The 22,748-nt window shown below is 63.6% G+C and carries 15 protein-coding genes; 6 read left to right on the forward strand and 9 right to left on the reverse strand.

All coding sequences use genetic code 11. The features are described from left to right. Window positions 1-73: 73 nt before the first annotated feature. Both F2P45_RS28905 and F2P45_RS28910 read left to right on the forward strand, forming a co-directional pair. Window positions 74-2,809 (forward strand): TonB-dependent receptor, encoded by a 2,736-nt coding sequence (locus tag F2P45_RS28905; protein WP_166881668.1) that lies wholly within the window; start codon window positions 74-76, stop codon window positions 2,807-2,809. 242 nt (window positions 2,810-3,051) lie between these two features. After that, the gene (locus F2P45_RS28910) at window positions 3,052-4,896 is read left to right on the forward strand and encodes a DEAD/DEAH box helicase (protein WP_166881669.1); all 1,845 of its coding nucleotides are present in this window, start codon (window positions 3,052-3,054) and stop codon (window positions 4,894-4,896) included. Between the two features lie 137 nt (window positions 4,897-5,033). Here the strand turns inward: F2P45_RS28910 and F2P45_RS28915 are convergent, their stop codons facing one another. From F2P45_RS28915 to F2P45_RS28925, 3 genes are read right to left on the reverse strand one after another with little or no spacing between them, the layout of a single operon-like run. Beyond that, entirely contained in the window at window positions 5,034-5,543 is a 510-nt protein-coding gene (locus F2P45_RS28915; RefSeq protein ID WP_166881670.1) for a hypothetical protein, read from the reverse strand. A gap of 49 nt (window positions 5,544-5,592) precedes the next feature. Further along, window positions 5,593-6,018 carry a hypothetical protein gene (locus tag F2P45_RS28920; RefSeq protein WP_166881671.1) on the reverse strand — a complete coding sequence of 142 codons (426 nt, stop codon included), beginning with the start codon at window positions 6,016-6,018 and terminating at the stop codon, window positions 5,593-5,595. A gap of 25 nt (window positions 6,019-6,043) precedes the next feature. Further along, a complete protein-coding gene (locus tag F2P45_RS28925) occupies window positions 6,044-7,321 on the reverse strand; it encodes an MFS transporter (protein WP_229505364.1) in 1,278 nt (425 codons plus the stop codon). 166 nt (window positions 7,322-7,487) lie between these two features. On the opposite strand from F2P45_RS28925, the gene F2P45_RS28930 reads away from it, so the two are divergent. The 4 genes from F2P45_RS28930 to F2P45_RS28945 all read left to right on the forward strand — a co-directional run bounded on the left by F2P45_RS28930 (window position 7,488) and on the right by F2P45_RS28945 (window position 14,132). Beyond that, a complete protein-coding gene (locus F2P45_RS28930) occupies window positions 7,488-8,819 on the forward strand; it encodes an MFS transporter (RefSeq protein ID WP_223164850.1) in 1,332 nt (443 codons plus the stop codon). 57 nt (window positions 8,820-8,876) lie between these two features. Further along, window positions 8,877-10,508 (forward strand): alpha-D-glucose phosphate-specific phosphoglucomutase, encoded by a 1,632-nt coding sequence (locus F2P45_RS28935; RefSeq protein ID WP_166881672.1) that lies wholly within the window; start codon window positions 8,877-8,879, stop codon window positions 10,506-10,508. 24 nt (window positions 10,509-10,532) lie between these two features. After that, window positions 10,533-12,185, forward strand: a complete 1,653-nt coding sequence (locus F2P45_RS28940) for an alpha-amylase family glycosyl hydrolase (protein WP_166881673.1) — start codon at window positions 10,533-10,535, stop codon at window positions 12,183-12,185. A gap of 93 nt (window positions 12,186-12,278) precedes the next feature. After that, entirely contained in the window at window positions 12,279-14,132 is a 1,854-nt protein-coding gene (locus F2P45_RS28945; protein WP_166881674.1) for a glucokinase, read from the forward strand. Window positions 14,133-14,139: 7 nt separating this feature from the next. On the opposite strand, the gene F2P45_RS28950 is transcribed toward F2P45_RS28945, so the two are convergent. The 6 genes from F2P45_RS28950 to F2P45_RS28975 form a co-directional block, all read right to left on the reverse strand. Further along, window positions 14,140-16,857 (reverse strand): alpha-1,6-glucosidase domain-containing protein, encoded by a 2,718-nt coding sequence (locus F2P45_RS28950; RefSeq protein WP_166881675.1) that lies wholly within the window; start codon window positions 16,855-16,857, stop codon window positions 14,140-14,142. A gap of 113 nt (window positions 16,858-16,970) precedes the next feature. Next, window positions 16,971-18,311, reverse strand: coding sequence for a sigma-54-dependent transcriptional regulator (locus tag F2P45_RS28955; protein ID WP_370663324.1), 1,341 nt, complete (start codon window positions 18,309-18,311; stop codon window positions 16,971-16,973). After that, window positions 18,308-20,092 carry a sensor histidine kinase gene (locus F2P45_RS28960; protein WP_166881676.1) on the reverse strand — a complete coding sequence of 595 codons (1,785 nt, stop codon included), beginning with the start codon at window positions 20,090-20,092 and terminating at the stop codon, window positions 18,308-18,310. Before F2P45_RS28960 ends, F2P45_RS28955 begins: the two co-directional genes overlap by 4 nt. A gap of 43 nt (window positions 20,093-20,135) precedes the next feature. Next, entirely contained in the window at window positions 20,136-20,933 is a 798-nt protein-coding gene (locus F2P45_RS28965) for an ABC transporter ATP-binding protein (protein WP_166881677.1), read from the reverse strand. Window position 20,934: 1 nt separating this feature from the next. Beyond that, window positions 20,935-21,756 (reverse strand): ABC transporter permease, encoded by an 822-nt coding sequence (locus F2P45_RS28970; RefSeq protein ID WP_166881678.1) that lies wholly within the window; start codon window positions 21,754-21,756, stop codon window positions 20,935-20,937. Between the two features lie 13 nt (window positions 21,757-21,769). After that, complete coding sequence (locus F2P45_RS28975) at window positions 21,770-22,738, reverse strand: ABC transporter substrate-binding protein (protein ID WP_166881679.1); 969 nt, start codon at window positions 22,736-22,738, stop codon at window positions 21,770-21,772. Window positions 22,739-22,748: the final 10 nt, after the last annotated feature.

The following is a 22,748-nucleotide window of genomic DNA, read 5'->3' on the forward strand; positions in this document are numbered from 1 at the left end:
TTTGGAACCCGTGCAGTCGCCGCCATACTGAAGATACGGGAATTGTGTAGTAATGATGAGATGAGGGGACAGAATGAAATTTTTCGCCAATACCCGTACCAGGAGTGCCGCATTTCCACTGAGCCCGGTCGCCGCCGGCTGCGCCTTGTTCGTTTCGGCCATGTCGGGCAATGTGTACGCGCAAGCGAGCGCGGCCCCGCAAGCGAGCGAGCAAGCGATTGCCACCGTCAGGGTGTCGGGCATTCGCCGCGGTATCGAGGACGCGATTTCGGTGAAAAAGGATTCTTCTTCCATCGTCGAGGCGATCTCCGCGGAAGATATCGGCAAGTTGCCTGACGTGAGTATCGCCGAGTCGATCGCCCGTCTGCCAGGGCTGGCGGCGCAGCGCGTCGGCGGCCGTGCCCAGGTGATCAGCGTGCGCGGCCTGTCGCCGGATTTCTCCACCACCTTGCTCAACGGCCGCGAACAGGTCAGCACGGGCGATAACCGCAGCGTCGAGTTCGACCAGTATCCGTCCGAGTTGCTCAGCGGCGTTACCATTTACAAGACCCCGGACGCCGGCCTGGTCGGCCAGGGCCTGTCGGGCACGATCGACATGCAGACCGTGCGTCCGCTGTCGTTCGGCAAGCGCACAATCGCCATGAACGTGCGCGGCGAGAAAAACTCGCTCGGCGGCATCGCCAATGCGAAAGACACGGGCAAGCGCTTCAGCGTCAGCTATATCGACCAGTTCGCCGACCGCACGATCGGTATCGCAATCGGCTACGCGCACCTGGACTCGCCGGTGCTGTCGAACGAAACCGGCTTGTACGAGCCGTGGAAAACCGTCGCGCGTCCTGGCGTGCCGGGCGGCACCTATTTGATGGATGGCTTGAAGTCGGTGGCGCGCAGCGGCACCAACAAGCGCGACGGCGTCATGGGCGTGCTGCAATATCGCCCGAACAAGAGCTGGACCAGCATGATCGATGTGTACGCATCGAAATTCAAGCGTGAAGAAACCGCCAACCAGTTCGAAGTGGCCCTGAACGACTACAACGGCGGCTACCAGCCGGGCTTGCTGTATTCGCCGGCCACCACGGCCAACGGCGTGCTGACGGGCGGTTCGGCCAGCGGCGTGTATCCATTGGTGCGCGGCATGTACAACGACCGCAAGGATGAGATCAAGGCGATTGGCTGGAGCAATACCTTGCGCTTCGATGGCGGCTGGTCGGTGTTTGCCGACGCCAGTTTCTCGAAGGCCACGCGCGATGAAGTCAGTCTGGAAAACAACCTGCAACTGAGCAACGCTGCCGCCGATCCTTTCCTCGACACTGTCGACCTGAAGTTCGCTACCGGCACCTTTTCGCACATCGCCGGCCGCCTGAACTACACCGATGCGAAGAATTTGTATCTGCGCAACACGATCTACGGTTCGGGCTACGGTAAGACGCCGCAGATCGAAGACGAACTCAAGGGTTTCAAGCTGGTCGTCTCGATGCCGATGCCGACTGTGCTCGAAAGCTATTTCTCGGGCGTGGACGTGGGGGTGAATTACGCCGACCGCAGCAAGAACAAGGTGCAGCCGGAAGGCGCGATCACCCTGCGCGGCGCGCCGGGGCCGATTCCGAGCGAGTTTCTGTACGGCCAGGTCGACCTCGGCTTTGCCGGCACCGGCATGATTCCTTCATGGAATGTGCCAGGCGTGGTCGGCCAGCACATGAACTTCAAGCCGAGCTCGACCGAGTCCTTCCTGATTTCGAAGGCCTGGGAAGTGAACGAGAAGATCACGACCAGCTTCATCAAGGCCAATATCGACAGCGAAATCGGTTCGGTCACGGTCAAAGGCAATGTGGGCGTGCAGGTGCAGCGCACCGAGCAGTCGTCGCAAGCCAACTATTTTGATGGCACTGCGCCGGTCGGCAGCCAGGTCAAACCCGTCCATGACGGCATGACGTATACCGATTACCTGCCGAGCCTGAATCTGTCGTTTGGCTTGAGCAAGCAGCAAACCATCCGTTTTGCCGCCGCCAAGCAACTGGCCCGTCCGCGCATCGACCAGCTGCGCTCGGCGCTCGACTTCAACGTGGGCACCACCGACTTCAAGCCAAGCGCCAACGGCGGCAACGCGCGCCTCGATCCATGGCGCGCCAAGGCACTTGACTTGTCTTACGAGAAATATTTCGGTAACAAGGCGTATTTTGCGGTCGCGGCTTTCCACAAAAAGCTCGATACCTACATCTTCACGCAGACCCTGGACTACGATTTCTCCAAATACATTCCTGGAACCAATGCGATTACTGCGATTGGTAACTACAAGGCGCCTTACAACGGCAATGGCGGCAAGCTGAAGGGCCTGGAACTGTCGGCATCGCTGCCACTGTCCCTGATCACGCCGGTCCTCGATGGGTTCGGCGTATCGGCCAGCGCCACGCACAGCAAGAGCACGATTGCGATCGAAGATCCGGACAGCAGCATCGGCAAGAATATTCCGCTGCCGGGCTTGTCGAAGCGCGTGACCAACCTGACCTTGTACTATGAAAAGAATGGTTTCGAGACCCGTGTCAGCCAGCGCAAGCGCTCTGATTTCGTTGGTGAAATCGGCAACTTTGCCAATGACCGCACCTTGCGCTATGTGGTCGGTGAAGATGTGGTCGACTTCCAGATTGGTTACAACTTCACCGAAGGCAGCTTGAAGGGCCTGGGCGTGGTGTTGCAGGTCAATAACGTTGGCGACACCGCGTACGAAACCTACGGCGGCGACCGCAACAAGCCGCTGGAATACCAGAAGTATGGCCGCACCTTCCTGATGGGCGCCAACTACAAGTTCTGATGCCCAGGCTGCCGGGGCGATCCCGGCGCTGAAAACAACCCCGTTGCACGCGAGTGTGGCGGGGTTGTGTCGTTTTGGGGGATGAGCGGCGACGGGCGCCAACAACGCCAGATTGCACGAATAGCCTCAATTACGCCCCACTTGCACGCAACTCCGTTACAAAAAATCGCATTCTGGACTACAAGAGAGTAAACTGCAGGATGCTTTCCCGTCGGGCTAGCTAGTCAAATTGTGAGTGTCCTATGTCTGAAACCCCTGTATTACTGTTTTCCGAACTCAACCTGAGCGCCCAAGTGCTGAAGGTCATGAAAGAGGTCGGTTACGAAACGCCGTCGCCGATCCAGGCTGCCACCATCCCGCTGCTCCTGGCCAATCGCGACGTGCTGGGGCAGGCCCAGACCGGAACCGGCAAGACCGCGGCCTTCGCGCTGCCGATTTTGTCGCGCATCGACATCAAGCAGCAGTCGCCGCAGGCGCTGGTGTTAGCTCCAACCCGCGAACTGGCGATCCAGGTCGCCGAAGCGTTCCAGAAGTACGCAACCCACATCAAGGATTTCCACGTCCTGCCGATCTACGGCGGCCAGAGTTACGGTCCCCAGCTGCAGGCGCTGCGCCGCGGCGTGCACGTGATCGTCGGCACCCCGGGCCGCGTCATCGACCACCTCGAAAAAGGTTCGCTCGACCTGTCCAAGCTCAAGACGCTGGTACTCGACGAAGCCGACGAGATGCTGCGCATGGGCTTTATCGACGACGTCGAACAGATTCTGCAAAAAACTCCTGAATCGCGCCAGACCGCGCTGTTCTCGGCCACCATGCCGTCCGCGATCAAACGCATCGCCAAGACCTACCTGCGCGATCCGGCTGAAGTGACGGTCGCCGCAAAAACCGGCACCGCCGATAACATCCGCCAGCGTTACTGGATGGTGAGCGGCATGCAAAAGCTCGAAGCGCTGACCCGCATCCTCGAAGCCGAACCGTTCGACGGCATGATCATTTTCGCCCGCACCAAGCTCGGTACCGAAGAACTGGCGACCAAGCTGCAGGCACGCGGCTTCGCGGCCACCGCCATCAACGGCGACATGCAGCAAACGCAGCGCGAGCGCACCATCGAGCAGCTCAAGAACGGCAAGATCGACATCCTGGTCGCCACCGACGTCGCCGCGCGCGGCCTGGACGTGGAACGCATCAGCCACGTGATCAACTACGACGTGCCGTCGGACCCTGAAAGCTACACCCACCGTATCGGCCGTACCGGCCGCGCGGGCCGCAGCGGCGAAGCGATTTTGTTTATCACCCCGCGCGAGCAGGGTTTGCTCAAAGCGATCGAACGCGCCACGCGCCAGCCGGTGGCGCCACTGACCTTGCCAACCGTGAAAGCCGTCAACGACGTGCGGATCGCCAAATTCAAGGACCAGATCACCGAAATGCTGGCCGCCGGCGGACTCGATGTATTCCGTTCGCTGATCGAAGAGTATGAGCGCGAGCAGAACGTGCCCGCCGTCGAAATCGCAGCGGCGCTGGCCAAGCTGGCGCGCGGCGACATTCCGCTGCTGCTGGAAAAACCGAACCGCGACGCCAAGAACGCGCCTTCGTGGCAAGAAAACGCGCCTGCCGCGCGCGCACCGCGTTCCGACGCGCCAATGCGCAGCGAGCGCGGCGACCGTGGCGATGCGCCGGCGTTCAAGCGCGAACGCGTTTCGCGTCCGTCGGAAGAAGGCATGGGTACCTTCCGCATCGAAGTCGGTCATGCGCATGGCGTCAAGCCGGGCAACATCGTCGGCGCGATTGCCAACGAAGCGAACATCGAGTCCAAGTTCATCGGCCGCATCGAGATCTACGACGACTACAGCACGCTCGACCTGCCGGTCGACATGCCGGCCGACCTGATCGACCACCTCAAGGGTGTGTGGGTCGCTGGCCAGCAGCTCAACATTACCCGTGATGGCGAAGCGCCGGCGGTCAAGAAGGCGGCTCCGAAAAAAGCGGGCGACCGTCGTTTTGAAGAGAAAAAGCTCGGACCTAAAAAGCCGTACGACGCGGCCACCAAGGCCAAGAAGGAAGCACGCAAGCTGGCCAAGCCGGAGTAAAGCGGCAGGCGGGTAAAACAATGGGCAGCTTCGGCTGCCCATTTTGTTTGGGTGTTACCTCGCAGCGAACCCGGTGACTGGCGCGCAAGCGCATTGCCAGCGACGGCTTGCCGCGCAGCCGCCATCGAATGGGGCTCCTATTTGCTCCATTTGATTGTGCTGAGGACTGCTTCCAGATCCCGGCGTGCCTGTTGCGCGGAACCCGTGTCCAGTTGCGCTGCATAGATGAACGCGGCAGGCGCGCATAGCAGGCGAACGGATGTGTAAACTGTTCCTTCGGAGGTCGTCGCCTGGTTCGATGCCTCATACTCGAGGTAAGCACCCTGGCGCTGGACCGGTGTCAACGCGAGCGGTGGATCGGCCGCGATTCCCGACCGTTCGATCTCTGCAAAGTCGCACTTCGACGGACAGGAATCTCCGCTTCCCACTTTGCATGTCTCAAGGATCAGCATCGGGAGCTGCGCCAGCTTTGTCTTGATCGAAAAGAGGCGCCGTCCTTTATCCGACTCGGTATGCCACCCAGGCAGTGGCGCTATCGAAAAGCTGCCCATATCCACCCTGTCGGCCGCGTGCGCACCGGAGAGTGAAGCGAGCGTCATGGCGATCAAGGCCGCCCAGGCTTTCAGGTTTCTCGCGATGGATTTCATGCGTATGCGTTTTCCTGTGCGTGACTTCGGCCGGCCAGCCATGCCGCCATCAAGCGTCGTTGGCATAAGCGAATTCTTCAAATGGCAGCGCAATCGGAGAGAGCAGGTAGGAGATACCATCCTCGTGCTGCTTGACGTGCCAGACCGCGACGCCAACCGGCGCAACCCGCGAGGCGTACGGAAACGCGAATGGTGGAATCCAGAGTAGTTCGACCTCGCCATCGCCTGGCCAGTCCATCTCGCGAAAGAGACGTTTCGCTTCCTCGATATAGGGTAACGCCTTCTCGCTGCTTCCCAGCACGGCTTCGGGCGTGAGTGCGAACTGGCGATTATCGATGTACTCATAGCCGTACGCATGGAACTCGCGTAATTTGGCCGGTGGATAATCGATGATTTCTTCAAGCTCAATTGTATAGCCCATATTGATCTGTATATCTTTCGGTGAAGCGCTTTCGGTGAAGCGGCGGGACGACAAGGCGAAGTGCGGACAATGTTGAGGATCAGTGTGCGGGAGCGGGCATCGCAGCGTGCGTAGCCGGCGCCTCGTCCTTCACCAGGCACCACAAGGCTGCCGATATCGCCAGCGAGACGCCGCAAATGGTAAACAAGGTACTCTGGTCGGGCGCCTTTTTCAGCACAAAGCCCACACCGGTCGACATCAGCTGCGGCAGTACCACCGACAGGTTGAACACACCCATGAAAAACCCCATGCGGCTCTTGTCCACCTTGTCGCTCATGATCGCAAACGGCAGGCTGACGACCGCGCTCCAGCCGATGCCCACCACCGCCATCAGCGCGTACAGCATCATCGGCGTGCGCGCCATGTTAGCGATCAAAAAGTACCCGACCGCCATGATGGCGATGCAGCCTGCCTGCGTGTGTACGCGTCCGATCTTGCGCGCCAGCGGCGCGAGCACCAGCGCCGGCAACAGGAAGCCTACCGTATTCATGACCGCGAAGGCGTAGCCGATAATCTGCCCGCTCATCTCGTTGGCCGCCTTGGTGGCCAACCCCGCCGGCACCAGCTGCTGCTGGATAAAGCCATAGGTGTAGACGAACATCGACTGCACGCCAAGCCACGCGAAGCCGTGTGCAATGTAGATGCGCCACAGCTGGCCCCAGTCGGCCTTGGTGGCGGCTGCGGTCTCGCTCTGTTTGACCATCTCGCGTTCTTCCTTGATGAAGAACATCGGCACCACCGAGAACACGAACACAATGCCCGCGCCGACCGAAATGAGCACGTCGTTGCCCACGGTCGCGCCGATCAGGTAGGCCATCACGCCGAAGAAGCCCGAGATGGTCTGCATCCAGGTGTAGCCGAGCGTGCGCGCTTCGCCTTCCGGCGTCACGTCGGCGATAATCGAGCGGGTCGGGTTGAAGCTGATGTTGATCGACAGGTCCAGCGTCAGCGCGACGATGACCGCCACGATGAGAATATTCTTGATGCCCAAAAAATCGCCAACTATGTCGATGCGCGGCAGCAGGAACACCATCAGCGCGGCCAGGGTGCCGCCGATCAGGATGAAAGGCCGGCGCCGTCCACCCCAGAACCAGGCATCGTCGCTGATCAAGCCGATGATCACCTGGCCAAAAATGCCGGCCACCGGCCCGGCCGCCCAAACGATGCCGATTTCATGGATCTGAAGGTTGAAGCGCGTGCTCAAAATCCAGCTCAGCGCCGAAATCTGGATACTCAGCGCGAATCCCATGGCCGTCGACGGCAAACTCAGGGTCGCGTAAAAAAGCTTGTTCAGGCGCTTCTGCATGTCCAGCATCATGTCCCCATCTTGTTCTGTTATTTGACTACAAAATCATGAATTTGTTGTGTGATTCAACCGGCTTCCTGCGGGGATTCTACTATGGAACTGTTTAGATTGACACTTAGAAATCGCCATGTTATTTTCCTACAAATAGAATGCGTAGCCAAACGCCTGGAGACTCCCGATGCAGATGCAATTCCCGCCGATCAAACCACGCCTGAGCTTCTGGCAGTTGTGGAACATGAGCTTCGGCTTCTTTGGCATCCAGTTCGGGTTTGCCCTGCAAAACGCCAACACCAGCCGCATTTTCTCGACCCTGGGCGCGAACGCCGACGACCTGCCGCTGTTCTGGCTCGCCGCGCCGGTCACCGGCCTCCTGGTGCAACCGGTCATCGGCTACCTGAGCGACAACACCTGGCATCCGTTCTGGGGACGCCGCCGTCCGTTCTTCTTCCTCGGCGCGATATTGGCCACCGTCGCCATGTTCATGATGCCCAATTCCTCGTCGCTGTGGATGGCGGTGTTCGTGCTGTGGATGATGGACGCGTCGATCAACGTGTCGATGGAGCCGTTCCGCGCTTTCGTGGGCGACAAGCTGCATCCGGCCCAGCAGACCTCGGGCTTCGCGATGCAGACCTTCTTCATCGGCTGCGGCTCGGTGATCGCCTCGCTGCTGCCGACCATCTTCACCGAGTGGTTCAACGTCAGCAATATCCCCGTGAATGGCGGCATTCCGGACACGGTGCGCTATTCGTTCTATGCCGGCGGCCTGGCCTTTATCGGCGCGGTGTCGTGGACCGTGATCACCACGCGCGAAACGGCGCCGCAAGACATGAAGGCCTTCCGCGCCGAGGTGGAGCAGCGCAAGGGCACCCTGACGGCGCTGCGCGAAATCTTCAAAGGCTTCACCACCATGCCGCGCACCATGGTGCAGCTGGCGAGCGTGAGCTTTTTCTCGTGGCTGGCGCTGTTTACAATGTGGGTCAACACCACCCCGGCCGTGGCCGAAAACGTCTTCGGCACGGTCGACGCGCAGTCGGCCGCATTCCAGAGCGCCGGCAACTGGGTCGGCGTGATGTTCGCCGTGTATAACGGCGTGTCGGCCATTGCCGCCTTTATCCTGCCGGTGATCGCGCGCCGCACCAACCGCAAGATGACGCACCTGGCTTGCCTGGTCATCGGCGGCATCAGCCTGGCCAGCATTTTCTTCATCACGCAAAAAGAGATGCTGCTCATTCCAATGGTCGGCGTGGGCATCGCGTGGGCCAGCATTCTCACCGTGCCGTATGCAATCCTGGCCGGCGCGCTGCCGGCGGAGCGCATGGGTTTCTACATGGGCGTCTTCAATTTCTTCGTCGTGATCCCGCAGATCATCGGCGGCCTGATTCTTGGTCCGATCAGCGCGGCCCTGCTGGGCGGGCGTCCGGTGGCGACCCTGCTGCTGGCCGGTGCCTGCATGGCCATCGGCGGCTTGCTGACCGTCTTCGTGACCGATAAAGGCGAGCAGACCGCCTAAGGTGGCGTCGAAATTTTTCCACCTGTCGTATCGTATTGTTAACAGACAGGAGTAAAAATGACCATCCATACAGTGAACACCACGGCTTTTGCCGGACAACGCCCCGGCACCTCCGGCTTGCGCAAGAAGGTCAGCGAGTTCCAGCAACCCGCTTACCTCGAAAACTTCGTGCAGTCGATTTTCAATTCGCTCGGCGACTGCGCCGGCCAGACGCTGGTTTTAGGCGGCGACGGGCGCTATTTCAACCGCCACGCGGTCCAGGTCATCCTGCGCATGGCGGCGGCCCACGGCTTTGCCAGGGTGCTGGTCGGGCAGGGCGGCATTCTGTCCACGCCGGCCCTGAGTTGCGTGGTGCGTAAGCGTGGCGCGTCGGGCGGCATCGTGCTCTCGGCCAGCCATAATCCCGGCGGACCCGATGGCGACTTCGGCATCAAGTACAACATCGCCAACGGTGGACCGGCGCCGGAAAAAATCACCGACGCCATCTACGAGCAGACCCGTGTTCTCACCGAATACCGCACCAGCGACGCCGGCGACCTCGATCTCGATGCCATCGGCAGCGCGCGCATCGAGCAGATGGACGTGGAAGTGATCGACCCGGTGGCCGACTATGCGGACTTGATGGGCGAGCTGTTCGATTTTGCCGCCATCAAGGCCCTGTTCGCGGGCGGCTTCACCATGCGTTTCGACGGCATGCACGCCGTCTCCGGTCCGTACGCGCATGCGATTCTCGAAGGCTTGCTCGGCGCACCAGCCGGCACCGTCATCAACGGCACCCCGCTCGAAGACTTCGGCGGCCATCATCCCGATCCGAACCCGGTCAACGCGGCCGAACTGGTAGCGCTGATGTCGGGGCCGGACGCGCCGGACTTCGGGGCGGCGTCGGACGGCGACGCCGACCGCAACATGATCGTCGGGCGCGGCATCGCCGTCACCCCATCCGACAGCCTGGCCATCATCGCCGCCAATGCGGGCGTGGCACCGGGCTACCGCGGCGGCATCAAGGGCATCGCGCGCTCCATGCCCACCTCCACCGCGCCCGACCGCGTGGCGCAAGCGCTCAAGGTGCCGTGCCACGAAACGCCGACCGGCTGGAAATACTTCGGCAACCTGATGGACGCCGGCATGGTGACCCTGTGCGGCGAAGAGAGCTACGGCACGGGGTCAAGCCATATCCGCGAAAAGGATGGCTTGTGGGCGGTGCTGTTCTGGCTTAACCTGCTGGCCGCAGGCGGCAAACCGGTCGAGACGCTGGTGCGCGAGCACTGGGCACGTTTCGGCCGCAATTACTACTCGCGCCACGACTACGAAGCAGTCGAGTCCAAGGCGGCGGAAGGACTGATGGCGCACCTGCGCGAACAGCTGTCCGCACTGGCCGGCCAGGTCATCGACGGCTACACTGTCGATTTCGCCGACGATTTTGTTTACAAGGACCCGGTCGACGGCAGCATCGCCAGCAAGCAGGGCGTGCGCATCGTGATGACAGATGGTTCGCGCATCGTGTTCCGCCTGTCCGGCACCGGGACCGAAGGCGCCACCATCCGTCTTTACCTCGAACGTTACGAGGCCGACCTGGCCATGCACGGCATGCCGGCGCAGGAAGTGCTGGCTGGCCTGGCTGCGATTGCCGACCGGCTGGCCGGCCTGCATCAGCGTACGGGGCGCGACCGGCCGACGGTTACAACCTGATTCACCACAACCCACAGGGAATACATGAAATTTTCCGCACTTGCAGTCTCACTGGCGCTGACCTTCGGCGCCGCCCACGTCAGCGCCGCCCCGCCGGCGGCGCGCACCCCGTTTGTGTGGGAAAACGCGACTGTGTATTTCCTGTTGACGGACCGCTTCAACAACGGCAACAAGGCCAACGACCTGGCCTACGGGCGCAAGGCCGATGCGGCGCCGCTGCGCGGTTACATGGGCGGCGACCTGGCCGGGGTGACGGCCAAGATCAAGGAAGGCTACTTCAAGGAGCTGGGCGTCGATGCGATCTGGATCACGCCGCCGGTCGAGCAGATTCATGCCGGCACCGATGAAGGCACCGGCAAATCCTACGGCTTTCACGGCTACTGGGCGCGCGACTTCACCAAGGTCGACGCCAACCTCGGCACCGAAGCGGACCTGCAGGAACTGGTCGATACGGCCCACGCCAACGGCATCCGCGTGCTTCTCGACGTGGTGATGAACCATACCGGCCCGGTGACGGCACTCGATCCTGTATGGCCGAAGGACTGGGTACGCACCGCACCGGTGTGCGCTTTCAAGGATGCGCGCACCACCATCGACTGCACGCTGGTGAAGAACCTGCCGGACTTCCGTACCGACACCGACCGCCCGGCCGCCCTGCCGCCGGCGCTGGTGGCCAAGTGGAAGGAAGAAGGGCGCTATGAACGCGAAGTGGCGAGCCTGGACGCCTTTTTCAAGGAGACCGGTTACCCGCGCGCGCCGCGCTACTACCTGATGAAATGGCACGCGGACTGGGTGCGCAAGTACGGCTTCGACGGCTTCAGGGCCGACACGGCCAAGCATGTCGAACCGCGCGTGTGGAAGGACCTGAAAAAGGTCGCCAGCAAGGCGTTCGAAGACTGGAAGCGCGAGAATCCGTCCAAGCGCCTTGGCGACGGCAAGTTCTACATGACGGCCGAAGTCTATAACTACTCGCTGCGCCACGCGCACCAGTTCGACATGGGTGGCGAAACCTTCGTCGACTTTTACGACAATGGCTTCGACAGCGTGATCAATTTCAGCATGACGTCCGACGCCAAGGGCGGCTACGACGCCATGTTCGGCCGCTACGCCGCGCTGCTGGCGGGACCACTGCGCGGCTATTCGGTGATCAACTATCTGAGCTCGCACGACGACGCGGCACCGTTCGATCCGGCGCGCACGCGTCCTTTCGATTCTGCGGTGAAGCTGCTGCTCTCGCCCGGCGTGGCGCAGATTTATTACGGCGACGAGACTGCGCGCCTGCTCACGCACGCGGGTGCGAAGGGCGACGCGGTGCTGCGCTCATTCATGAACTGGGAAGAACTGGCCAGTAATGCGCAGCGCGACGGCTATCGTATTGCGGATGTGCGCAAGCACTGGGGCATCATCGGCCGCTTCCGCCAGATGCATCCGGCGGTGGGTGCGGGCGAGCACCGCAAGCTGCAAGCGGTGCCGTATGTTTTTGCGCGCACGTACGAGAAGGATCGGGTGGTGGTGGGGCTTGATCTGCCGACCGACAAGTCGGCGCCGATCGTGGTGGCGCCGATTTTCCGTGATGGCGAGTCGGTGACCGATTACTACTCGGGCAAGAAGGCCGTGGTGGCGGGCGGGAAGGTCGATTTCCACACCAGGAACGGCATTGTGCTGATCGCCAACTGATGCGCGCGCCCCTGCCTGGGCAGGGGCATTTCATACATTTCACGCAATAGGGTATGCTACGCGCGATTGCCCGAACTGTCCGAAGCGACCGCGATGACCAAAGAAAACGAATCAGAACAAAAGTACAGCCGTACCGCCTACGCCGACGGTCCCCGTCTGCTGGCCGATATCGGCGCGACCCACGCGCGCTTTGCCCTTGAAACCGCCCCCGGCGTCCTGCGCTCGGTGCGCGTGCTCAAATGCGACGACTTCCCCGGCATCGTCCCGCTGCTCCATACCTATCTGGCCGACCACGCCGGCATTCGCATCAATCACGCCGCCTTCGCCCTCGCCAATCCGATCAGCGGCGACTTGATCCGCATGACCAACCGCGACTGGCAATTCTCCACCGATGAAGTGCGCCGCGAACTGGGACTGAACACGCTGCTGATCGTGAACGACTTCACCGCCCTGGCGATGTCGCTGCCCGGCCTGTCCGGCGCCGACTTGATGCAGGTCGGCGGCGGCGCCCCGGCGGCAAACGCCGTCATCGGCGTGGTGGGGCCGGGCACCGGCCTTGGCGTCTCGGGCATGATCCCGACCGTCGACGGCTTCGTCACCCTCGGCAGCGAAGGTGGCCACGTCAATTTCGCCCCGGCCGACGAGCGCGAATTCGCGATCCTGCAGTACGCATGGAAGGAGTGGCCGCACGTATCGAACGAGCGCCTCATCTCCGGCCCCGGCATGGAACTGATCTACCGCGCGCTGGCCCAGCGCAACGGCGTGCAGGCCGCGCCACGCACCTCGCCCGAGATCATCGCCGGCGCGCTCGACGACAAGGACGCGCTCTGCCTCGAAGTGCTCGAGTGCTTTTGCGGCATGCTCGGCGGCGCCGCCGCCAACCTGGCGGTCACGCTCGGCGCATTCGGCGGCATTTTCATCGGCGGCGGCATCGTGCCGCGCATGGGCGAGTGGTTCGTCACATCGCCGTTTCGCGCACGCTTCGAAGCCAAGGGGCGCTTTTCCTCCTATCTGGGCCAGATCCCGACCTACGTGATCATGATTCCCAACCCGGCCTTCATCGGCGTGGCGACGATCCTGTCGGAACACCTGCGCGGACGCAGCGGCGCCAACACGCTGATGGAGCGCGTGCAGCATTTGCAGCACGAACTGTCGCCCGCCGAACAGCGCGTGGCCACGCTGGTGCTGGAACACCCGCGCAAGGTGCTGGGCGAACCGATCGCGGAAATCGCGCGCCTGGCCGATGTGAGCCAGCCGACCGTGATCCGCTTCTGCCGCTCGCTGGGCTTTTTGGGCCTGGCCGACTTCAAGCTCAAGTTCGCGAGCAGCCTGACCGGCACCATTCCCGTGCGCCACAGCCAGGTGCGCGTGTCCGACAGTACGCACGACCTGTCGGCCAAGGTGATCGACAACACCGTCTCGGCGATCCTGAAATTCCGCGACCAGCTCGACGTGGTCTCGATCGACCGTGCCATCGCGCTGCTGCGCAAGGCCAACCGCGTCGAGTTCTACGCGATGGGCAATGCGCGCGTGGTGGCGCTGGACGGCCAGCACAAGTTCTTCCGCTTCCGCATTCCCACGTCGTCGTATGGCGACTCGCACCTTTTCAGCCTGGCGGCCGAACTACTCAAGCCGGGCGATGTGGTGATCGCCATTTCCACCTCGGGCCAGTTGCCGGAACTGCTGGCGGCGGTGGATGCGGCGCGCGCCACCGGGGCCGACGTCATCGCCATCACCAGCAGCAAATCGGCGCTGGCCAAGCGCGCCACCATTTGCCTGGCGGTCGATCACAGCGAGGACAGCACCAGCTTCCTGTCGATGATCTCGCGCGTGCTGCAGCTGCTGCTGATCGACATTCTGTCGGTGGGCATTTCGCTCGGCGCGCAGGGTGACGATGCGTCCGATCACGATAAAAAGCGCTCGCTGATCTCGCACCTGGACATCTAAGCCAGGTTCACTCCACGAACACCACGGCGCTGCGTGCCGGGATGGTAAACCGCCCCGTCGCGCTGTCGTAGGTACTGGCAGCGGCGCGCTGGTCTGCCGCTGTGGGCGCCGCATGCACCGGATGCAGGCGCAGGCGCTTGCCGCGCAGTTCCGCCACATCCAGGGTGTGCGCCATCTTGTCCACATTGATGAAGTACGCCACGCCCGCGAAACCGGCGCCGGCGTAGCCCGTGCCGTCGATGTGCGCCGCAATCACGGTGGGCACCTGTTTCGACCCGGTGTTGTGGAAGCGCAGGCGCTTGCCAACATCGTGCGCGCTGCGCATGCGGAACAGGGTGGAGCTGGCGCGGATTGTCAACAGGTCCCGAAACGCATCGCGCGTAAAGGCGATATCGGCCGGCGCGGGCTTGAGCGCGGCATTGGCCAGCAGGGGTTTGATCAGCGCGTAGTCTTTGGCGTTGTCGCCGGCCGGCGGAGCGCCGGTGCCGAAGTAGTTGTCCTGGTAGGTCCAGTCGATGCGGTTGAACCAGTCGCCGGAATTGAAGCTGTTGCGGTCCATCGACTTCGAACGCAAGGTATCGATCCCGGCATGGAAGTAGGCCACGCCCTGGCTGAACGCATTGATCGCCGCCCCCAGCACCTGCACGCGCGCGCGCTCCGCGCTGCTTGTCGCCAGCGGCAGCTTGAACACATTCATGTCGTACAGGGTCTGGTTGTCGTGATTCTCGACGTAGTTGACCGCCTCGCCGGGTTCGCTGGCATACCCCGCCGGCTGGCCGTTGTAGTCGATGGCGGCCAGTGGCAGCGTGCTGTCCTTGTACGTTTGCATGGCGTAGCTGCGCAGCGAACCGGCCAGTCCCACCCGCACCATGTCGGCCGCCTGCATCAGGTCCGCCAGCGGACGCTCCCCGGCCAGCGCATTCGGGTCGTACACCAGGCCGTTGATGAAACCCTGGCGCCCGATCATGTCCGCTCCGGCATCGGCCGCCGAGCCGCCGCGCACATGGTCGCGTGCGCGGTCGCTGAAGGTGCCGATGCCGCTGCCGTTGAGCGACAGTTGCGACGCTTGCACGAAGCGCGCGCCGTCGGCCACTTCGCCGAAGTTCCAGCCTTCGCCGATCAATTGCACGTGGCGTCCGGCGGCCGCGTTAACACGCGCCTGCAGCCGCTCCATCGCCGCGCGCGGCTGGTGCCCCATCAGGTCGAAGCGGAAGGAGTCGATCTTGTACTCGCGCGCCCACAAGGCGGCCGAGTCGATCATGAGTTTGCCCATCATGCGGTTTTCGGTGGCGGTGTTGTCGCAGCAGGTCGATTGCTCGACGCCGCCGGCCGCGTTCAAGCGCTGGTAGTAGCCGGGCACGATACGGTCGAGGAGCGATTTTTCTTTCTGGCCGGAGGCGAAGGTGTGGTTGTAGACCACGTCCATGCCGACCCGCAGGCCGGCCCGGTGCAGGTTCATGACCATGCCGCGCAGTTCGACGATGCGCGTGGCGGCGTCGAACGCATCGCTGGCGTAGCTGCCCTCCGGCGCGTTGTAGTGATACGGATCGTAGCCCCAGTTGAAGCAGTCGGTCGCCGCCGTCTGCATGACCAGCGCCTGCTGCGCTTCGCCATCGGCCGCGCCCGTGGGAACGGGCTGCGCGCAGCCGCGCTCCGGGATGCTGGCGATGTCGTACACCGGCAGCAGGTGGATGTCGGTCATGCCGGCGCTAGCCAGGGCGGCAAGGTGCTTCATGCCGTTCGAGCCGGCTTGGGAAAAGGCGGCGTACTTGCCGCGCTGCGCTGCCGGCACGGTGGCGTCGTTGATCGAAAAATCGCGCACATGCAGCTCGTAGACCGCCATGTCGGTCTGCGCCTTCACGCTCGCGGGCGGCGCCGAGGTGTCCCAGCCGGCCGGCTTGAGCCGCGCCGACGACAGGTCGGCGATATAGCTGCGCTTCGAGTCGGTCGTCAGGCTGACCGAATACGGGTCGGTTACCCTGTTGCGGACCAGGCCCGTGCCGTCGGCCACCACGTCGACGGCATAGGTATAGTATTTGCCGGACAGGTCGCCTTTTCGCGTGGCGCTCCAGATGCCGGTGGCGTGGTCGAACCGCATCGCATCAAGCGCCTGTGCGCGTCCGCTGCCGCTGTCGTAGGTGCACAGGGATACGCGTTGCGCAGTCGGCGCCCACAGCCTGAAGGTGGTGCCGCGGCGCGCCGGCACGGCGCCAAGATCGCCCGCCGATTCGGCAGCGGCATACAGATCGTCGAGCGCGCCGGCCGCTTGCAGCCTTGTCGCCGCGCGCACTTTTCCGTCTGCGTCTTCCTGCACCAGTACCAGCTGCTGGCGGTGCAGGCCGGGCAGGCGCGCCAGGTCGGATGCCGCCACGGCGAGCAGCACGCCTTTGCCCACATACTTGAAGCGCTGCGCCAGCTCGGGCGCCAGGGCGTCGCTGAGCGCGGCGAGCGAGAGTGCGCCGGAAGCGCCGCCGACCGTGCCGCCGGCCGGCGCGACGATGCGCCCATGGGGCGAGTGATACAGCTTGAAGCGCCCCGTGTTCTCCATGCCGGGCCATTGCGCCAGCCGCCGGTCCAGCCAGACGGCGCGCGCCTCGATGCTGCCGTGTGACGGCTGCAAGACGGTTTGAAAAGCGTCGCTGTCGCAGACCGCCGCCACGCCGGCGTTTGAGGCCGTGGCGTTTGCGCCGGCGAGAATCGCGGCCCCGAAAAGTGCAAAATTCATCTGGCGTCCGGTATCGTCGTGAGAGAAGTGCCCGGGCAAGAGGTATCTTTGCTACACCATCTTTTTGCCCAAGCCACCGATTTTCACACATTTCCGGCGACTTTGTAGTGAAATTACATCTTTCGTCCGGGCGCCAGCTGATATTTTTTCAGCTTGTCGTACAGGGTTTTGCGTGGCACGCCGAGTTGGTCGGCGGCGGTGGAGACGTTGCCGTCGACCGCGTCGAGCGCTCTGGCGATCAGATCACGCTCATACGCGTCGAGCTGCTGCGGCAGGGTCAAGGCGGCGCCAGGAACGGGGGTGGCGGCCGGCGCCGGCGCTGGCGTGGCGACGATGCCGAGCACCAGCCGCTCGGCGAAGTTGCGCAGCTCGCGCACATTGCCCGGCCACTCGGCCGCCTGCCACTGACGCATTTGCTCGCTGCTCCACTGCGGCGCCGCGCGCCCGTAGCGCTGCGCCGCATCCTGCGTAAAATGCGCCATCAGCAGCGCAATGTCGTCACGCCGTTCGTTCAGGCGCGGCAAATCGATGGTGGCCACGCCGATCCGGTAGTACAGATCTTCGCGAAAGCGCCCTTCGTTACTCAGTTCCAGCAGGTCGGCCTTGCTGGCTGCGATAATGCGAAAGTTCACGGCGATCGCCTCGTTCCCGCCCAGGCGCTCAAGCTGGCGTTCCTGCAGCACGCGCAGCAGCTTGACCTGCAGCGCCATCGGCATGCTCTCGATCTCGTCGAGGAACAGGGTGCCGCCGTTGGCGTATTCGAGCTTGCCGATGCGGCGTTTGTGCGCGCCCGTAAACGCCCCCACCTCGTGCCCGAACATCTCGCTCTCGAACACCGACTCGGGCAGGGCGCCGCAATTGATGGCGACAAAATTCCCCTTGCGCGCGCTGGCCGCATGAATCAGGCGGGCGACGACTTCCTTGCCGGTGCCGGTCTGGCCGTTGATCAGGATGTCGACGCCGGCCGGCGCGATATTGCGCACCAATACCTTGAGCCGTTCGATGGCGTCGGAACGTCCCACCAGTTGCGGCGTATCGGGATGCAGCGCCCACGCGGTCTTGAGGCGCCGGTTTTCGAGCACCAGCGAACGCCGTTCCTGGGCGCGCCGGACCGCATCGAGCAGGCGCTCGGCGCCGAACGGCTTTTCGATGAAGTCGTAGGCGCCGGCGCGCATGGCGCCGACCGCCATCGCCACATCGCCATGGCCGGTCACCATAATCATGGGCAGTTCCGCGTCCAGCGCCACCACTTGCGCCAGCAGGTCCAGGCCCGAGCGCCCGGGCAGGCGCACGTCGCTGACGATCACGCCATCGAACGCCGCATCGAGCGCGCCTTGCGCTTCCTCGGCGCTGGCGTAGGCGTTCACGGAAAAGCCTCCCAGTTCCAGCGTCTGGGTCGTGGCCAGGCGCAGCGGGGCTTCGTCTTCCACCAGGATGGCTTGCATGGTCTTCATTCGTTTCCCTCGTTGGTTTCTCCGCCCGGCAGCGGCAGGCGCACTTCGAACTGGGCACCGCCGCCGGGGCGGTTGCTGCCTTCGAGCTGTCCGTTCATGGCTTGCACGATCGATGATGATATCGCGAGCCCGAGCCCGAGGCCCTTGCCCGACGGCTTGGTGGTAAAGAACGGTTCGAACAGGTGCGCGGCCACGCTGTCGGACAAGCCCGGGCCGCTGTCGGCAATGCGCACCACGGCGTAACCATCGATCTGCGCGAGCGTGACCGACACTTCGCGCACGTCGGCCTCGTCGACGGCGTCGAGCGCATTGCGCAGCAGGTTGATGAGCACCTGTTCGATGCGCACGGCGTCGCCGGTGATCAGCAGCTGGTTCGGCGACGACAGCGGCGGCGGCAGCGCCAGCGCAACGCCGAGCCGCTTGAATTCGCCCTGCAGCAAAAACGCCGAGGCGGCCAGCGACTGGGCGATGTCGACCGTCGCCACGGCGTCGCTGCGCCGCGCAAAACCCTTCAACTGGCCGATGATGGCGCCCATGCGCGCGCTGGCGTCGCTGATGTGGGTCAGGTTGGCGCTGGCCTGCGCTTGCTGGCCACGTTCGAGAAAGGTGCGGGCGTTGTCGGCAAACGCGCGGATCGCCGCCAGCGGCTGGTTCAGTTCATGCGTGACGCCGGCCGCCATCTGGCCCAGCATCGCCAGCTTGCCCGCCTGGACCAGCTGGTCCTGGGTCGAGCGCAGTACGTGCTCGGTTTCTTTCAGCGTGGCGTAGCGCGCCTCCAGGTCGTCGTTGGCCTGGCGCAGCAGCGCGGTGCGCTCGGCCAGCCGCAGATCGAGTTCGCCGGCGGCGCGCTGCAATGCTGCGTTGGCGGCCTGGCGCTCTTCCAGCCGCCGACGGCGCTGGTACAAGGCCCATGCGGCGACGACGGCGCTGGCCGCCACCAGCGCGGCGGCCAGCGCCCACAAGGCCGCCATGCGCCGCACCCGGTCCGGCGCCGGGAACAGCATCAGCTGCCAGCCCAGGGGGCCGGTCCGGCGCGCCGCATGCGGCGGCACCTGGCCGTCGATGGGCGCGATCGGACGGCGCGCGTATTGATCTGTGCTGGCCAGTTCGCGCTGGGTGGTGGCGGAGAGCGCGCGCAGGCTGCGGTACGTCCATTGCGGCCGGTTGGACAGGAACACCACGTCGGCGCTGTCGGCCAGCACGATCGTGTCTTCGCTGCCGGCCCAGTTCCGGGCGAATTCGTCGAGGCTGATCTTGACCGCGACCACGCCCAGCACGCGCGCGCCCCGCATCACCGGCTGGGCGATGAAGTAACCTGGTTCGCTGGTGGTGCTGCCGATGCCGTAGAAGCGGCCGGCGCGCCCGGCCAGCGCTTCGCGAAAATACGGACGGTAGCCGAAGTTGCGGCCCATGAAGGTGAGCGGCAGGTCCCAGTTGCTGGCGGCGAGCGTGTTGCCGTCGCGGTCCATCAGATAGATCGCGCCGACCCGCGACTGGCGCGCGATCGCCTGCAAGCTGCGGTTGACCTGGTCGATGCGCGCGCGCTCGCCCGGTTGCGTCAAGAGCGCGGCCACGTTCTCCTGCAGGCCGACGACGTAGGGCAGGGTCTCGAACTTGTCGAGCGCCGACTCCAGTTCGGGCGCCATCAGCTGCAACTGGCGCGCGCCGCGTTCGAGTTCGTCGGCTCCGCCCTGGCGCATCGCTACCTGGTAGGCGGCCGCAATCAGCCCCGCGCTGGCGAGCAGCGCGAGGAGCCAGGCGAGTTGTCGTTTTACGTGCATGAGCGGTCCACGGTGAGTGGCGTCGATTCTACTGCACAGGCTCTTAATCGACAGCCGCCATCCGGATTTCGTCGTTGTGGTGGCGCTGCTGCTCTTCCATGACCAGCGCCCCGAGCTCGCGCTTGAGCTCATTGAAGGCGGCCGACGAGGGATCGCGCATGCGCGGCAGTTCGACGATGATGTCGCGCTTGACGGTGCCGGGCCGGTAGGTCATCACGATGATGCGGTCGGCCAGGTAGATCGCCTCTTCGATGCTGTGGGTGACGAACACGATGGTCTTTTTCAGCTCGGCCCAGATGCGCAGCAGCTCGTCCTGCAGGTTGCGCCGGGTGAGCGCGTCGAGTGCGCCGAACGGTTCGTCCATCAGCATGATGGGCGAGTCGAGCGCCAGCACGCGCGCGATCGCCACGCGCTGGCGCATGCCGCCCGACAGATCCTTCGGAAACCGTTGGCGGAAGTCCGACAGCGACAGCATCTCGAGCAGGGCGCCGACGCGCTTGTCGATCTCCGCCGCCTGCATGCCCTTGATGCCGAGGCCGAAGCCGATGTTTTTCTCGACCGTCATCCAGGGGAACAGCGCGTACTCCTGGAACACCATGCCGCGATCCGGTCCGGGACTGGTCACCAGCTTGCCATTGGCTTCGATGGTCCCGGTCGATGGCAGCGAGAAGCCGGCAATCGCATTGAGCAGGGTCGACTTGCCGCAGCCCGAGGGCCCCAGCAGGCAGACGAACTGGCCGTCGGGGATGTGCAGGTTGATGTCGCGCAGGGCGGTCACTTCGCGCTCGCCCGCGTTGAAGATTTTGCTGACGTTCGCAACGTCGATGTGGGAGGAAGTCATCTCAGGTCTCCAGGCCGCGGTGCCAGCGCAGCAAATGGTTGTTCAGTTTATTCATGCCGATGTCGATGGCCAGGCCGAGCAGGCCAATGCTGATCATGCCGGCGACGATTTTGTCGGACCAGAAGTATTCGCGCGCCTCCAGGATGCGGAAACCGAGCCCGTTGTTCACGGCGATCATTTCGGAGACGATGACGACGATGAAGGCGGTACCGATCCCGATCCGCACGCCGGACAGGATGTACGGCACGGCGGCCGGCAGCATCACGCGCAGGAACATGGTGCTCTGGCTGGCGCCCAGGTTGCGCGCGGCGCGGATGTAGATGCTGTCGACCTGGCGCACGCCGGCGATGGTATTCATCAGCACCGGGAAGAACGCGCCGATGGCGATCAGGAACACGGCCGGCGCATTGCCAAGCCCGAACCACAGGATCGCCAGCGGAATGTAGGCGATCGGCGGAATCGGGCGCAGCACCTGCATCAGGGGGTTGAGCCAGTTGTACATGGTGCGGCTCGATCCCATGGCCAGCCCGAGCGGCAGGGCCAGTCCGGCGCCGATGACAAAGCCGACCACCACGCGGTACATGCTGCCGGCAGTGTCGATCAGCAGTTCGCCGGAAAACATCCATGCCAGGCGCGAACCGGCGGCCGGGTCGAACGCGGTGAGCGGCAGGGCGTATTCGATCCACTTGAGCAGCACCGCCCAGGGCGATGGCAGTACCTGCGGATTGATCAATCCGAGCATGGCGCCAGCCTGCCACAGGGCGATGATGACGACCGGCGCGACGAATCCAACGGCGCTTTCGCGCCACTTAGCTTGAGTCATGAAGGCCCTCCGCTTATTGAACCGACAGGGACTTCTTGGCCTGCTCCAGCAGGTCGGTCTTGACCCAGTCCTTGGCCACCGGCGGCACGCGCATCTTGCCGGTGCCGGTCTTGGCCATCACGTCGGTGGTGGTCTGGATATGCTCGATGGTCACGTCGTAGGTGTAGGGCGAGTTGGCGATCGCGTCCTCGAAGTCGTCCTTGGTGATCTGGTTCTTGAACATCGACTCGCGCACGTATTTTTCGCCGGCGGCCTTGTTATCGATGAACAGCTTGGTGGCCTGCACGAAGCAGTTCATGAACTTGGCGGCGGTGGCGCGGTTCTCCTTGTAGAATTTTTCGCTCATGACCAGGGTGCGTACCGGCTCGCCGATCGGGGTGTCGTAGGGCTTCATCACTTCCATCCCGAAGCCCTTGTTGATCGCCTGCGACGATTGCGGCTCGCTTTGCATGATCGCGTCCAGGTTCTTGCCGAGCAGCGCCTGGTTCAGGTCCGCAAAGGCGAGGTAGATGACATGCACGTCCTTGCCGGCGGAATCGGACCAGGAGAGGCCATGCCTGGCCAGCTGCGCGTACAGCAGAACTTCATGGATGCCGCCGCGCGTCACGCCGACCTTCTTGCCCTTGAGGTCCTTGACCGACTTGATGCCGCCGTCGGGGCGCGCGACCAGGCGCGCGCCACCCTTGGCGAAACCGGCCACGATGTAGATCGGCGCACCGTTGGCGCGGCCGGAGATGGCCGCTTCCGATGCGGTGGCGCCGACATCGAGGTCGCCCGACAGGATCGCCTGCATCACGTCCGGGCCTTTGGCGAACATGTTTTCTTCGACCTTGATGCCGCACTTGGGCGCGATCTCCTTGATGTACGAAACGGCGCCGTAGTGGGCGAATTTGAGGTTGCCGAGCCTGACGACATTGTCGGCCGCCTGGGCGGACGCGGACAGGGCGGCAGCCGCCAGGACGAGGTGGTGGATGGTTTTCATGCGACGGTCT

It is taken from the genome of Massilia mucilaginosa (genome assembly GCF_011682145.1).
In the GTDB taxonomy this organism is placed as follows: Bacteria; Pseudomonadota; Gammaproteobacteria; order Burkholderiales; family Burkholderiaceae_D; genus Telluria_A; species Telluria_A mucilaginosa.

Coding starts and splice junctions, on each gene's coding strand:
- F2P45_RS28950 (WP_166881675.1), bottom strand. CDS start 16,857: ATGAATTTTGCACTTTTCGGGGCCGCGATTCTCGCCGGCGCAAACGCC.
- F2P45_RS28915 (WP_166881670.1), bottom strand. CDS start 5,543: ATGAAATCCATCGCGAGAAACCTGAAAGCCTGGGCGGCCTTGATCGCC.
- F2P45_RS28935 (WP_166881672.1), top strand. CDS start 8,877: ATGACCATCCATACAGTGAACACCACGGCTTTTGCCGGACAACGCCCC.
- F2P45_RS28970 (WP_166881678.1), bottom strand. CDS start 21,756: ATGACTCAAGCTAAGTGGCGCGAAAGCGCCGTTGGATTCGTCGCGCCG.
- F2P45_RS28940 (WP_166881673.1), top strand. CDS start 10,533: ATGAAATTTTCCGCACTTGCAGTCTCACTGGCGCTGACCTTCGGCGCC.
- F2P45_RS28945 (WP_166881674.1), top strand. CDS start 12,279: ATGACCAAAGAAAACGAATCAGAACAAAAGTACAGCCGTACCGCCTAC.
- F2P45_RS28910 (WP_166881669.1), top strand. CDS start 3,052: ATGTCTGAAACCCCTGTATTACTGTTTTCCGAACTCAACCTGAGCGCC.
- F2P45_RS28955 (WP_370663324.1), bottom strand. CDS start 18,311: ATGAAGACCATGCAAGCCATCCTGGTGGAAGACGAAGCCCCGCTGCGC.
- F2P45_RS28930 (WP_223164850.1), top strand. CDS start 7,488: ATGCAGATGCAATTCCCGCCGATCAAACCACGCCTGAGCTTCTGGCAG.
- F2P45_RS28960 (WP_166881676.1), bottom strand. CDS start 20,092: ATGCACGTAAAACGACAACTCGCCTGGCTCCTCGCGCTGCTCGCCAGC.
- F2P45_RS28975 (WP_166881679.1), bottom strand. CDS start 22,738: ATGAAAACCATCCACCACCTCGTCCTGGCGGCTGCCGCCCTGTCCGCG.
- F2P45_RS28925 (WP_229505364.1), bottom strand. CDS start 7,321: ATGATGCTGGACATGCAGAAGCGCCTGAACAAGCTTTTTTACGCGACC.
- F2P45_RS28965 (WP_166881677.1), bottom strand. CDS start 20,933: ATGACTTCCTCCCACATCGACGTTGCGAACGTCAGCAAAATCTTCAAC.
- F2P45_RS28905 (WP_166881668.1), top strand. CDS start 74: ATGAAATTTTTCGCCAATACCCGTACCAGGAGTGCCGCATTTCCACTG.